Below are 13,060 nucleotides of genomic sequence, written 5' to 3'. Positions count from 1 at the left end.
CCGAGCACGCAGACGGGGGCGTACGACGGCGCCCGACGAGGAGCGACGGTGACCTCGCTCACGAGAGCTGGTCGCCGACGAGCGCGTTCGCCCGCTCGAGGAACGCGTCGCGTGCCTCGGCCGGGATCGTCGCCCCGGCGGCGACGTCGTGACCGCCACCGTCGCCGCCCACGGCACGGCTCGCGTCGCGCATCACCACAGAGAGGTCGAGCCCACGACGGACGAGGAGACCAGTGCCACGCGCGGAGACCTTGAGTTCCACGTCGCTCGCCTCTGCGAAGGCAACCACGGGTTTGCCGCGGTCGACCGCCGACGAGCTAGCGGCCATCCCCGCGACGATGCCGACGATCGTCTCTCGGATACGCGAGCCGGCGTCGAACCACTGGAGGTTCGGCTCGTCGGTCACCCCCTCCGTTTTGACCCACTGAAGCCCCTCGGAGAGGTTCCGCCGGTGTGACCGGAGCAGCCGGTGTGCCTCCTCGAGTGCGGCGCCGCGGTCACCGAGACACACTGCCAAGCCGACGTCGGCGCGGTCGTAGCGGGCCGTGGCGTTGAGCAGCGTCGAGAACTCGCTCACGTCGCGCAGCGCCGTGCCGACCGCCTCGTCGAGGAGCGTGTACGACGTCCCGACGAGCGCGTCGACCCGATCGGCCGGTACGCCCGAAGAGACCGCCCGACGGATCAGCGCAGAGGCGAGCGTCTGCTGTTCTGCGTCGGTAAGGTCTACCCATCGTCGCCAGTCGCCGTCGTCGTCGGTCGCGTCGACGTCGACGCCACGGAGGAACCGGATCGCGCCGGCCTCGTCGCCGGAGATACCCGGAATACGCACGTCCGAAGCGTACTCGAGGAGCTTCGGGAGCGGACGCGTCTGACGGCCGTAGAGGTCGATGTCGGTCCGGCTCTCTAAGACGCCCGCGTCGACGCCGTCGGCGACGATGGCCTCGTTCGCGCCGACGAGTCCGCCGCCGCCGTCCTGCATGTCGCCCACCGCGCCGACCACTGCCAGGGCGGCGAGGTCGCGGTTGTCGACGGCGGGCCCCTCGAGCGCGCGGGCGAGGACGTAGCTCGCGCCCGCTCCCGAGAGTTCGCTCGCGCCGTCGATCCCTTCGAGGAGCGGGTTGAGGTGGTACCGCGTGTCGGCGTCGGCCGGCTGGTGGTGGTCCGCGATCACGGGGACGAAGTCCCCGCGCGTCTCGTGGGTGGCGATCGCGTCGAGCTGGCCGGACCCGAAGTCGGTGAACAGGACGACCTCGTGGTCGCGGGCGGCGATCCCCGCGATCGCGTCGTCGTCGAGCTGTTTCTCGAACACGACTCGGTGGTCGATGGACGCGCGTGCGAGCGCCGACGACGCGATGGCGGCACTCGTGAGACCGTCGGCGTCGATGTGCGAGACGAGAAGGACTCGGTCGGCCGCGCGAAGGCGGTCGGCACAGGCGTCGGCGCGTCCACGGAGGTCGGGGATCGGAGCGTCTGTGGCGGCCATTACGAACGAGTTGGTGCGTCATCGGGTATAAACGCACGTCTCGACTGCGACGACCACGCGTGAGGCCCCCATTCGCTGCGGCCGTCGTCCGGCAGCGATTGCCGTAACTGACGGTTATATCCGCACAAAGAGATATGCACTACGTACATGACACGTGGGTTCAGGACCCGCAGCCTCCACGCCGGCACGGCGCCCGACCCGGCGACGGGTGCACACGCGACGCCGATCCACCAGACGACGTCGTACGTGTTCGAAGACGCGGACACGGCGTCGGACCGCTACGCCCTCAGAGACGACGGCGACGTCTACTCCCGCGTCTCGAATCCGACGGTCCGCGCGCTCGAAGACCGTCTCGCCGCGCTCGAAGGAGGATCGGGGGCCGTCGCCACCGCGTCCGGCATGGCCGCGTTCGACGCGGCCGTCACGGTGCTCGCACAGGCCGGCGACTCTGTGGTCGCAAGTGCGGAGATGTACGGCGGCACGGCGACGTACCTCGAGACGATCGCGAACCGGCGGGGCGTCGAGACGCGTCTCGTCGAGACCACCGACTACGCGGCGTACGCCGACGCGATCGACGAGACCACCGCCTTCGTCCACGTGGAGACCATCGCGAATCCCTCGCTCGTGACGCCGGACCTCGAGCGCGTCGCCGACGTCGCCCACGACCACGCGGTCCCGCTCTTCGTCGACAACACGTTCGCGACCCCGGCACTCTGTCGGCCGGTCGAACACGGCGCGGACGTCGTCTGGGAGTCGACGACGAAGTGGATCTCCGGGAACGGTACGACCGTCGGCGGCGTCCTCGTCGACGGAGGGACGTTCCCGTGGGACCACCCCGAGGCGGACTACGCGGAGCTCTCCGGAGAGTCGCCGGCGTTCCCCGTCGACTTCGTCGACCGATTCGGCGACGCGGCCTTCGCGAACGTCGCCCGCCAGCGAGGCGTTCGTCCGACCGGCGGCCAACAGTCGCCGTTCGACGCCTGGCAGACGCTTCGGGGCGTCGAGACGCTCCCGCTTCGGATGGACCGCCACTGCGAGACGGCCCGATCCGTCGCCGAGTTCCTGCGGGCGGACGACCGCGTCGCCTGGGTGACGTACCCGGGATTCGACTCGCACCCGACACACGAGAACGCGACGCGGTACCTCGACGGCTACGGCGGAGTGATCACCGCCGGCCTCGCAGGCGGGTACGAGGCCGCGAAGACGCTGTGTGAGTCCGTCGAGCTCGCGAGCTTCCTCGCCAACGTCGGGGACGCGAAGACCCTCCTCATCCACCCCGCCTCGACGACCCACGCACAGCTCGACGAGCCCACTCAGCGCGACGCCGGAGTCACGCCCGACATGGTTCGGCTCTCGGTCGGTATCGAGGCTGCCGACGACGTAATCGCCGACCTCGACGCCGCACTCGAGACGGCGACGGCCGCGGCAACGAGTAGATCGCGACACGACGAGGGGACGTAATCGTGGCCGCGACACCCACCGATGCCGGCGTCGCCTCGCTCGGGTCGTTCACCTTCGCGTGCGGACAGTCGATACCGGAGCTGACGGTCGCCTACGAGACGTACGGCGAGTTCGACGGCGACAACGTCGTCCTGGTGTGTCACGCGCTCACCGGCAGCCAGAACGTGGCGCGTACGCCCGAATCCGGGGCTGACGCCGGACAGGCGGGCCAGGCCCGCGCGTGGTGGGACGACGTCGTCGGTCCCGGGAAGGCCATCGACACCACCGAGTACTACGTGGTGTGTGCGAACGTCCCTGGATCGTGTTACGGCACGTCTGGTCCGTCGAGTACGCGCCCTGCCGACGTCGACCTCCCGGGCGACGACCCCGACCACGACCGGTGGGGGACCGCGTTCCCACCGGTCCAGATCGCAGACTGGGCACGGGCCCAGCGCCGGCTGCTCGATCACCTCGGCGTCGGCCGACTTCGAGCGGTCGTCGGCGGGAGCGCCGGGGGGATGAACGCGCTCGAGTGGGCGAAGCGCTACCCCGACGACGTCGACCGGGTCGTTCCGATCGCCGCCGCGGCGCGGCTCGACGCGCAGTGTCTCGCCCTCGATGCGGTGGCACGACGGGCGATCCGGTCGGATCCGAACTGGCGCGGCGGCGACTACTACGGCACAGCCCGTCCCGACCCCGACACCGGCCTCGCGCTGGCCCGACAGATCGGCCACGTGATGTACCTCTCGAAGGCGTCGATGGCCCAGAAATTCGGGCGTCGCTCGGCAGGGCGCGACTCGCTGAGTCGTGACGACGGTGACCTCGGACTCGAGGCCGGTCCGACGGCCGCGTTCTTCCCGTACCGCGAGGTCGAGTCGTACCTCGATTACCAAGCCGACGGGTTCAGCGACCGCTTCGACGCGAACAGCTACCTCTACCTCACCCGCGCGATGGACGAGTACGACCTGGCGGCCGGATACGGGAGCGACGCCGACGCGCTCGCTGCCTTCGAAGGCGAGGCGCTCGTGATGAGCTTCACCGGCGACTGGCACTTCACGGTCGAACAGTCCGCCGCGGTGGCGTCGGCGTTCAGAGACCGCGAGGTACCGGTCGCCCACCACGTGATCGACTCCGACCACGGCCACGACGCGTTTCTCGTCGAACCGGAGCACGTCGGTCCCCCGCTACGCGACTTTCTCGACGCTGGCGTCGAGGGACGAGCCGTCGCGGACCACGACGGTGCCGTGCGGGAGGCGGTCGGCGACGACGACCGCGACCACGCGCCGGTACACGCCAGCCTGTTCAAGGGGTGAACAGCCCACAGACGGGCGAGACGATCGCTGCCGGCCGAGCCGGCCGACGACGGACGAGACCGACAGCTCAGACTGGGTCGTCCCGTTCGCCGACGACCCAGCGGTCGGCGTAGCGTGCGCCACAGGCACAGTGTGCGTATGCGTGGATCACGTCGCCGTCGGCGTACCGTCCCCCGACCGCCTCGTTCTGTGCCTCGGCGAACGCGAGGAGAAACCGAACCGCGTGGTCCTCGGCGGCTGCGTCGGCGCTCGTCCCGGCGTCCGCGTCGGAGGCGGCCCCCGCATCTGCGTCCGCATCCGGACACGCGCCGGCGTCGAGCGAGCGAGCGATCACACCGGACGTTCCCATCGCGTCGCCCGCGAACGACATCGCATCCATCCCGGTACCCGCCGCGAACGCGTCCCGGCCAGTTTCGCCGTCGAGGACGAGTCGGACGCCGTCGTCGGTCTCGGTGCCGACGTCACGCAGCCGTGAGTCGTCGTCCAAGAAGACGTCGCTGAGATACAACACCACGTCGTCGAGGCGGTCGCCAGCGAGGAACGCAGCCAGGTCGCTCATGTACGAGTGAGACCGTTGGCGGGTAAAAGCGGCGCGGCTCGGAATAGCGACGTCCCCCGCGGCGCGAGGATCGGCGAAAGATTTACCAATGGCTCTCGAGATCCCTCAGACGATGAGCGCGCGCACACCGACGGGAGACCGGCTCGCTGAGTGGGCAGCGCTGGTCGACGAAACCGTGCCCGAGGACCGCCGACCCGACGACTCCGGCGATCGGTGACACCCGGCCGAGACGGTCGCCTCTCCACTTCCGCCTCGCTTCGCGAACCCTTTAGACGGAGGACGCCGAATCGTCGATGATGGCGACCGAGGCCGACGGACTGACACATCCCTTGGTAGTCGACGGCTTCCTTGAGCGTCGCCGGTACCAGCTCCAGCTGGCCGAGGCGGCGGGCGACGCCCACACACTCGTGTGTCTGCCGACCGGCCTCGGTAAGACGACCGTGAGTCTGCTCGTCACGGCTCGACGACTCCACGAGGCCGGCGGAACTGCCCTGTTGTTGGCACCGACGAAGCCGTTGGTACAACAGCACGCCGAGTTCTATCGGGAGGCGCTCTCGATCCCCGACGACGAGATCGTCGTGTTCACCGGCGAGGTGCCACCCGACGATCGCGCCGCGGTCTGGGACGACGCCCGCGTCGTGATCGCGACCCCACAGGTCGTCGAGAACGACCTCGTCGGGAACCGGATTAGCGTGCAAAACGTCACCCACCTCACGTTCGACGAGTGTCACCGCGGCACGGGCGACTACGCGTACGTCTACATCGCGGAGCGATACCACGCCGACGCCGCCGACCCGCTCGTGACCGGCATGTCGGCCTCGCCGGGCGGCGACACGGACGAGATCGAGACGGTGTGTGAGAACCTCGGGCTCCGGAACGTCGAGGTGATGACCGAGACGGACGCCGACGTCGACGAGTACACCCACGACACGGACGTCCGCTGGGAGCGGGTGACGCTCCCCGATCCGGTCCTCGAGATTCGCGACGCGTTGAACGAGGTGATAACCGACCGACTGGAGTCGTTGAAAGAACTCGGGGTGACGAACAAGACGAGCCCGGACCTCTCACAGCGCGACCTCAACCGGATGCGTGGCCAGCTCAAACAAATGATGGACAACGACCAGTCCGACGGGTACACCGGGATGTCCACGCACGCGGAGGTGATGAAGCTCCGTCGTGCCGTTGAGCTCGTCGAGACCCAGTCGGTGGAGTCGGTCAGGCGGTACTTCGAGCGCCAGCGGGAGGCCGCGCGCTCGTCCGGCGCCTCGAAGGCGAGCCAGCGGATGGTCGCTGACCCGCGGGTCCGCACCGCAATGCGGAAGGCCGAGTCGTTCGACGGCCTCCACCCGAAGTTCTCGAAGGCGCGGATCCTCCTCGCGGAGACGCTGGGCATTCAGGGCGGCGACCGCGCGATCCTGTTCACCGAGTCGCGCGACACCGCCGAGGCGCTCGTCGAGTTTCTCGACGCCAGCTTCGACGTCCACAAGTTCGTCGGTCAGGGTGACAAAGAAGGCTCCGACGGGATGACCCAGACGCAACAACAGGAGACGCTCGAGGACTTCCGCGACGGGGCGTTCGAGGTACTCGTCTCGACGAGCGTCGCCGAGGAGGGCCTCGACGTCCCCGAGGTCGACCTCGTCTGTTTTTACGAGCCGGTGCCGACGGCGATCCGATCGATCCAGCGCAAGGGACGGACTGGCCGGCAGGCCGAAGGACAGGTCGTCGTGCTCATGGCCGAAGACACCCGCGACGAGGCGTTCTTTTGGATCTCGAAGCGGCGCGAAAAACAGATGACACAACAACTCGCCGAGCTCAAAGCCGCCACCGACGACGTCGAGGCCGCCGTCGACGACGGCCAGGCCGGTCTCGACGCGTTCGCCGAGGCAGCTCCCGAGACGACGGCCGGCTCCGCGTCACAGAGAGCGGCCGATGCCCCCGAGACAGCCGACGAGCCGGCGGCAGACCAGCCAGCCGACGGCGGGGAGCGCGACACGGCGGCGACAGACGCCGGCCTCACCGACTTCGCCGCAGAGAGCCGCGACGAGGTCGGAGACGACGCGGCCGACGAGGACGACGCAGGCGACAACGACGCGGGCGACACGGCAGACGGCGACGAGAGCGACGCGATAGACGGCGACGGGGGGATCGTCGCGACCGCCGGCCGCGAGACGGGCGTCGAGGTCGTCGTCGATCAGCGCGAGCTGGACTCGTCGATCGCGAAGGACCTCTCTACGTGGGGCGGGCTGACTACGCGGCTCGAGACGCTCGCGGTGGGCGACTACGTGCTCTCCGACCGGGTTGCCGTCGAGCGCAAGTCGGCGGCCGACTTCGTCGACTCCGTACTCGATGCGGACCGGTCGTTGTTCGCGCAGGTCGGCGAGCTCGCGCGCGCGTACGCCAGGCCGACGGTCGTCGTCGAGGGGACGAACCTCTACGGCCAACGTAACGTCGAGCCGAACGCGATCCGTGGCGCCCTCGCGTCGCTCGCGGTCGACTTCGGGGTGAGCGTGCTCCGAACCGAAAGCGAGGCCGACACCACCGCCCTGCTCGCGACTATCGCTCGCCGCGAACAGGAGACGCGTGACCGCGAGGTGAGCGTCCACGGCGAGAAGACGACGAAGACCCGCACGGAACAACAGGAGTACGTCGTCTCTGCCATCGCCGACATCGGTCCGGTGACCGCCCGGTCGCTTCTCGAAGCCCTCGGCTCCGTCGAGGCGGTGATGACGGCCGATGAGGAGCGCCTCCAGGCGGTCGACGGCGTTGGCGAGGTGACGGCCGCGCGCATCCGCGAGGTCGTCGCGAGCGCCTACGAGCCGGAGCGCTGATCACAGCTCGTACGTCTCGCCGTCGACCGCGAGCGGCTCCTCGAAGGCCTCGTCGGGCGGGTAGTAGTGCGCGAGGTGGACGAGCCGGGTTCGGTCGGCGTCGAGCTCTGCAGCGAGGTCGAGTGCGCCCTCCCGCGTCATGTGTTTCGTACCGAACGTGCGGGGGACGCCGGCGTCGGTCTCGTGACGCCCCCCGATCGGATGGGTCGCACACGCCGACGCCGGGACGATCGCGTCCGCCAAGAGGAGGTCGGCGTCGGCGAGTGCCGTCCGCGACCGGACGGGAACGTCGTAGCTCGTGTCGCCGGTGAGCGAGAGCTTCGCGCCCGTCTCGGGGTCGACGACGACGAGTCCGAAACACCGGAGCGGTGGGTGATCGACGGGGACGAACTGCACCCGTAATCCGCACGTCTCGAACGGGGTGAACGGCTCGCGCGCTTGGACGCTGATGCGATCGCCGAGGTAGTCGTACTTCCGGCGGATGGTCTCGGCGACGCTCTCGTTCGTCGCTGGATCGGTCTCGTTCGGGGCGTGCACCGGGAGGCCGTCGACGAGCCGGTAGACGTTGCCGAGGCCGTCGAGGTGGTCGAAGTGAATGTGCGTGACGAGCCCGGCGTCCGGGAGCGCCACGTCGTGGTCGAGAAACTGCCGGCGGAAGTCGGGACTGAAGTCGACGAGCAGCGACTCGTCGGTGCGCTCGTTGGCGACGTGAACCGAGAAGCGCGACCGGGAGACGTCGCGCTCGCGAGCCGCCGCGCAGGTGGCACACGTACACCCCGCGGTCGGCGTCCCCGTCGTGTCTCCCGTGCCGAGCAGCGTGACCCGCATCTCGTCACACGCTCCACTCTGCACGAACTTAGCGTCGGTGGTTGGTAGGACGCGTCGACACCCAACGGTTAACGGATCGCCCGCCGACCCTCCGTCCATGCACGACAGTCGCACGCTGGTTCTCGCCCGACTCCCCTCGGGTGTGCCGATCCGAACGACCGTTCACGTCTACGGCGAGGGAACGCTCGTTGACGGCGAGGACGGCCCCGCGCTCGTCGTCCCCGACGACAGCGGCCCCGTCGTCTACGCGCAAGCGGCCCAACACGGACGTGAGGTGAACGGGACGGCCGTCTTGCGTCGACTCCACGACCGGCTCGTTGGTGACCACGTCACAGACGACAGCCACGGAGCCGACGACGGCGACGAAGCTGACGACGAAGCCCTCACCGGAACGCTCGTCTCGGTTCCTGTCGCAGACCCACTGACGTTCGACCACGTCTCGTACACAACCCCAGAAGTGTTCGACTCGGTGTCGCCGAACATGAACCGGTGTTGGCCCGGCGACACCGACGGCACCCTCCACGAGCGGATGGCCGCCCGGCTCTGGCGGTTCGTGCGGGAGGCAGACGCCGTCGTCGACCTCCACACGGGGTCCTCTGAGATGCTTACCCACACGGTCTATCTGCGAGGCGACGCCGACTGCCGTCGGCTCGCCGAGGCGTTCGGGACCGACCTGTTGTTGGCTGAGGCTGCCGGCGACGACGCCGACACGGAGTGGAGCGAGCGGAACTTCGACGGGAAGCTACGCGTCGCCGCCAGCCGGCGCGGCATTCCGACGATCACGCCAGAACTCGCCCACAGCCGACAGCTCGTCGAGTCGGCCGTCGAGACCGGCGTGAAAGGCGTCGTCGGCGCGCTCGAGTCGACGGGCGTCCTCGACGGCGAGCCGGAACCGTGGGACGGCATCGTCGCGCGCAACCACCTCGGCCGGGTCACTGCCGCCGACTCCGGGTTGTTCCGTCCGGCAGCCGGGCTCACGATCGGTGACTCGGTGGCCGCCGGCGACGCGCTCGGTGAGGTGTACGACCCGACGACGTTCGAGACGCTCCAGCGACCGGTCGCCGACCGCGACGGGATCGTCTACTCCGTGGCCCGCGATGCGACCGTCACGGCCGGTGCGACGCTCGTCGGCGTCGCTGAGCGGATCGACGACTGACCGCTCACCGAACCCGGATCTGACCGTCGGCACCGACCGTGACGTACAGCTGTTCACGGACCTCCCGGCCGTACACCGCGTCGCCGGCGCGGTCGCCGATCGTCTTCATCAGGTCGGGAGCCGTCTTGTTCACCTTCACGCCCGCCGCATCGCAGGCGTCGTACACGCGCTTTGGGGCGTCGTAGAGGTCGGTTCCCGGGGGTATCTCGACGTGCACCGGCGCGGACAGCGCCTCGGCGAACGCCACCGTCTCCCGGGCCCGCTCGACGTTGTCCCGCGCGCTCGCCTCGACGCTGGAGACGTTCGCCCGGGAGGTGCCCAGGCGCTCGGCGATGACCGCCTGTCTGAGCCCCTGTTCGCGAAGCGCGAGCACCTCGGCCTGTCGTTCGGTGAGCACGCCCGCGTCGGCGTCGAACCCGGCGTGAGCCAACAACGCCTCCGCGTCGACGTCTTCGGGGTCTGGAGGCTCCGCCGGCCGACCGGCACCGTCGTCCGAGCCACGAGAGGCGTCGTCTGCGACCATAGCAGACGTAGGGCGGCATCGGTGAAAAAACGGTGGATCGGAGCGATTAGTCGACTGGAAGGCAGGTCGATCGAGGGGCCTCGGGGCGTGTCGAGTTGGCCGCGAATCGGCGGCGTGTGGACTGTCCGTCGGCGAGCTGCGCCCCGAACGGGGCTAGCGGCCCCAGAAGTTCTCGCGGCTGCCGAGTCGCTCTCGGCCGGTGGATCGCTCGTCGTCTGTGGCATCCCTCTCGTCGGCCTCCGCGTCAGCGGCCCCTTCGGCTTCGTCGCCGTCGACCGGTTCGTCGGGGAGCCGCTCGACGACCTCCTTCGCCGTCGCGTGGCTCGATTTTACCCGGTGGATCGCCACGGTCGCGCGAGCCGGCGGAAGCAGGCCGTCGACGAGCACGATGAACCCGTCTTCGGTGCGGCCGACGCCGGCACCGCTCTCGTGGATATCGTCGACCTCGACGACGACCTCCTCGCCGGGTTGGACCGGCTGTTGTTTGAGCTCGTATATCGGCATGTCGTAGTGGTTACACCACTCGGCGCCGCCTTTGTTGCCGTAGTGTTGACACCCCATCCCCTGGATTCGCTCGTCGAAGCTGGGGCAGTCGTCGGCGAGTGGACAGTCCGCCATACAGGAGGGAGACCGGCCGCCGTTGTAAACGTTTTCGGGTCTCAGAGCCGAACCTAGAGGAATTCACGGACTTCGGAGTACCACATGTCGTGGTGGTCGACCGCGCCGACCGCCTCGGCGACGTCGACGGCGATGGCGTGCCAGCACCGGGCCATCGGGTCGTCGTCGTCGAGGTTGTACGTCGCATCCGCACAGTCACACGCGCCGTCCTCGACGACGTACTCGTCCTCGTGGCCGACGACGACGGTGAAGTCACGGTATCGTTTCACGCGCCCCTCGGCGACCGCCTCAAGGGCGCGCTGGCCGCGGTCCCCGTGGTCGGCGACGATCGCGGCCGCGATCGGGCCGGTGAGCTCGCCGGTCTCCGCGATCACTGCCCGCCAGTCGTCGACCGGCTCCATGCCCCGCCGTTCTCGGGCGGTCGGTTAAATCCCGTCGGTCACTCGAGGACGACGAGGACGTCGCCCATGTCGACGCCGTCACCCGCCGCGACGCGGACGTCGGCGACGGTGCCACCGCGGTCGGCCACGACGTCGTTTTCCATCTTCATCGCCTCCAACACGCAGACGACGTCGCCGGCGGCGACCGTGTCGCCCTCGGCGACCTCGACCGAGAGGATCGTCCCCTGCATCTCGGCGTCGATCGCCTCGCCGCCGCCGCCGACCTCGGCGCTCGACGCACCGTCGTCGGTACTCGACCCCCGCGCGGGTCGCTCAGGTGACGGCGCCGATCCGACGTCGTCCGTCTCGCCGGGGTCGATCGGTGGCGCGTCGTGGGCCGCCAGCTCGACGTCGAATCGCTTCCCGTTCACCTCGACGGTGTACGATCGTTCGGTCGCGGCGGAGTCGTCCGACGCCTCGGTCGAAGCGGCGGCCGTCCCCCACCGCGTCTGGGCCTCGGCTATCCGGTCGGCGTCGACGGACTCGTCCAGGTACTTCGTCGTGTGGGTGCCCGCACGGAACCGGTCGTCGTCGACCATCAGCCGGTGGAACGGGACGATCGTCACGACGCCCTCGATGGCGTACTCCGCGAGCGCTCGCCGGGAGCGTGCGAGGCACTCCTCGCGGTCGGCCCCCCACACGATCAGCTTCGCGATCATGGAGTCGTAGTCGGTGACGAGTTCGTCGCCCTGCCGGAGCGCGTCGTCGACGCGGACGCCGATGCCACCCGGTGGGTCGTACACGTCGAGACGACCCTCGCTCGCCGGCTGAAAGTCGGCAGCTGCGTCCTCGGCGTTGATCCGGAACTCCATCGCGTGGCCGTCGATCGAGACGGCCGACTGGTCGAGGGTCAACCCGTCGCCGGCCGCGATCCGGAGCTGTTCTTTGACGATATCGATCCCGGTGAGCGCCTCGGTGACGGTGTGTTCGACCTGGATGCGCGTGTTGACTTCGAGGAAGTAAAACGGGGTCTCCGGGCCGAGCGGCTCGTCGGGGTCGCGGTCGGGGTCCTCTTCGACGAGGAATTCGACGGTCCCGGCGTTGGTGTAGTCGGCGGCGGCGACGCCTCGGCGGGCCGCTGCCCCGATGCGCTCGCGCAGGGCGTCGGAGAGCGCCGGGGACGGTCCCTCCTCTATTACCTTCTGATGGCGGCGTTGTAACGAACAGTCGCGCTCGCCAAGGTGGACGACGCGCGGCTCGCCGTCGTCGCCGATGTCTGCGATCACCTGGACCTCCACGTGTCGCGGCGTCTCGAGGTAGCGCTCGAGATAGACGGCGTCGTTCGAGAAGTACGCCTCGCCTTCACGGCGCGCCGACTCGAGCTGGGTCTCGGCCTCCGCCGGCTCCGCGACGATCTTCATCCCGCGGCCGCCACCGCCCCCCTCGGCTTTGATCGCGATCGGGTAGCCGTTGGTTTCGCCGAACGCGTGCACGTCGTCGACGTCGTCGACCGGCTCCGTCGTCCCGGGGACGATCGGCACGTCGGCGTCGGCCATCACCCGGCGAGCGGCGGTCTTTTCGCCGAGTTCGGTCATCGCGTCGCTCGACGGGCCGACCCAGGTGAGCCCGTCCGTCGCCTCGACCCGCGCGGCGAACGCGGCGTTCTCCGCGAGGAAGCCGTATCCGGGGTGGATCGCGTCGGCATCCGCTGCCAGCGCGGCCTCGACGATCGCCTCGCCGTCGAGGTACGAGTCGGCCGCGCGCGCCGGGCCGACGTTGTACGCCTGGTCGGCGGCGCGCACGTGGCCGGCGTCGGCGTCTGCCTCGCTGTAGACGGCGACCGTCTCGACGCCGAGTTCGGCGCAGGCCCGCATCACGCGGACGGCGATCTCGCCGCGATTCGCGACCAGTACCGTGTCGAACATCGTGCCG

General features: G+C 69.4%; 11 protein-coding genes. 4 read left to right on the top strand and 7 right to left on the bottom strand.

Features of this window, described 5'->3' with window-relative positions:
• Positions 1 to 58 precede the first annotated feature (58 nt).
• Positions 59 to 1,483, bottom strand: coding sequence for a RecJ family nuclease (gene recJ, locus ACNTAO_RS06710; RefSeq protein ID WP_435161192.1), 1,425 nt, complete (start codon positions 1,481 to 1,483; stop codon positions 59 to 61).
• A 147-nt stretch (positions 1,484 to 1,630) separates the two neighbouring features.
• On the opposite strand from recJ, the gene ACNTAO_RS06705 reads away from it, so the two are divergent.
• Together ACNTAO_RS06705 and metX are read left to right on the top strand one after the other, a co-directional pair.
• Positions 1,631 to 2,944, top strand: a complete 1,314-nt coding sequence (locus ACNTAO_RS06705; protein WP_435161191.1) for an O-acetylhomoserine aminocarboxypropyltransferase/cysteine synthase family protein — start codon at positions 1,631 to 1,633, stop codon at positions 2,942 to 2,944.
• Positions 2,945 to 2,946: 2 nt separating this feature from the next.
• A complete protein-coding gene (gene metX / locus ACNTAO_RS06700) occupies positions 2,947 to 4,236 on the top strand; it encodes a homoserine O-acetyltransferase MetX (RefSeq protein WP_435161190.1) in 1,290 nt (429 codons plus the stop codon).
• A 67-nt stretch (positions 4,237 to 4,303) separates the two neighbouring features.
• Here metX and ACNTAO_RS06695 read toward each other — a convergent pair whose 3' ends face one another.
• Positions 4,304 to 4,795, bottom strand: coding sequence for a DUF5807 family protein (locus ACNTAO_RS06695; protein ID WP_435161189.1), 492 nt, complete (start codon positions 4,793 to 4,795; stop codon positions 4,304 to 4,306).
• A 296-nt stretch (positions 4,796 to 5,091) separates the two neighbouring features.
• Here ACNTAO_RS06695 and ACNTAO_RS06690 point away from each other — a divergent pair, with 296 nt between their 5' ends.
• Positions 5,092 to 7,623 carry a DEAD/DEAH box helicase gene (locus ACNTAO_RS06690; protein ID WP_435161188.1) on the top strand — a complete coding sequence of 844 codons (2,532 nt, stop codon included), beginning with the start codon at positions 5,092 to 5,094 and terminating at the stop codon, positions 7,621 to 7,623.
• Here ACNTAO_RS06690 and ACNTAO_RS06685 read toward each other — a convergent pair whose 3' ends face one another.
• Positions 7,624 to 8,451, bottom strand: coding sequence for an MBL fold metallo-hydrolase (locus ACNTAO_RS06685; RefSeq protein WP_435161370.1), 828 nt, complete (start codon positions 8,449 to 8,451; stop codon positions 7,624 to 7,626).
• Between the two features lie 97 nt (positions 8,452 to 8,548).
• On the opposite strand from ACNTAO_RS06685, the gene ACNTAO_RS06680 reads away from it, so the two are divergent.
• The gene (locus ACNTAO_RS06680) at positions 8,549 to 9,607 is read left to right on the top strand and encodes a succinylglutamate desuccinylase/aspartoacylase family protein (RefSeq protein WP_435161187.1); all 1,059 of its coding nucleotides are present in this window, start codon (positions 8,549 to 8,551) and stop codon (positions 9,605 to 9,607) included.
• 4 nt (positions 9,608 to 9,611) lie between these two features.
• On the opposite strand, the gene ACNTAO_RS06675 is transcribed toward ACNTAO_RS06680, so the two are convergent.
• The 4 genes from ACNTAO_RS06675 to ACNTAO_RS06660 form a co-directional block, all read right to left on the bottom strand.
• On the bottom strand, positions 9,612 to 10,130 hold the full coding sequence (locus ACNTAO_RS06675) for a Tfx family DNA-binding protein (RefSeq protein WP_435161186.1): 519 nt from the start codon (positions 10,128 to 10,130) through the stop codon (positions 9,612 to 9,614).
• 153 nt (positions 10,131 to 10,283) lie between these two features.
• Positions 10,284 to 10,748 carry a TRAM domain-containing protein gene (locus ACNTAO_RS06670; RefSeq protein WP_435161185.1) on the bottom strand — a complete coding sequence of 155 codons (465 nt, stop codon included), beginning with the start codon at positions 10,746 to 10,748 and terminating at the stop codon, positions 10,284 to 10,286.
• Positions 10,749 to 10,801: 53 nt separating this feature from the next.
• The gene (locus tag ACNTAO_RS06665; RefSeq protein ID WP_435161184.1) at positions 10,802 to 11,149 is read right to left on the bottom strand and encodes a hypothetical protein; all 348 of its coding nucleotides are present in this window, start codon (positions 11,147 to 11,149) and stop codon (positions 10,802 to 10,804) included.
• Positions 11,150 to 11,187: 38 nt separating this feature from the next.
• Positions 11,188 to 13,053, bottom strand: coding sequence for an acetyl-CoA carboxylase biotin carboxylase subunit (locus ACNTAO_RS06660; protein ID WP_435161183.1), 1,866 nt, complete (start codon positions 13,051 to 13,053; stop codon positions 11,188 to 11,190).
• Positions 13,054 to 13,060: the final 7 nt, after the last annotated feature.

The organism is Halorubrum zhoui (assembly GCF_051194155.1).
Lineage (GTDB): Archaea > Halobacteriota > Halobacteria > Halobacteriales > Haloferacaceae > Halorubrum.
Note: the sequence above shows the minus strand (reverse complement) of the source record. Positions and strands in the feature narration are given on the sequence as shown.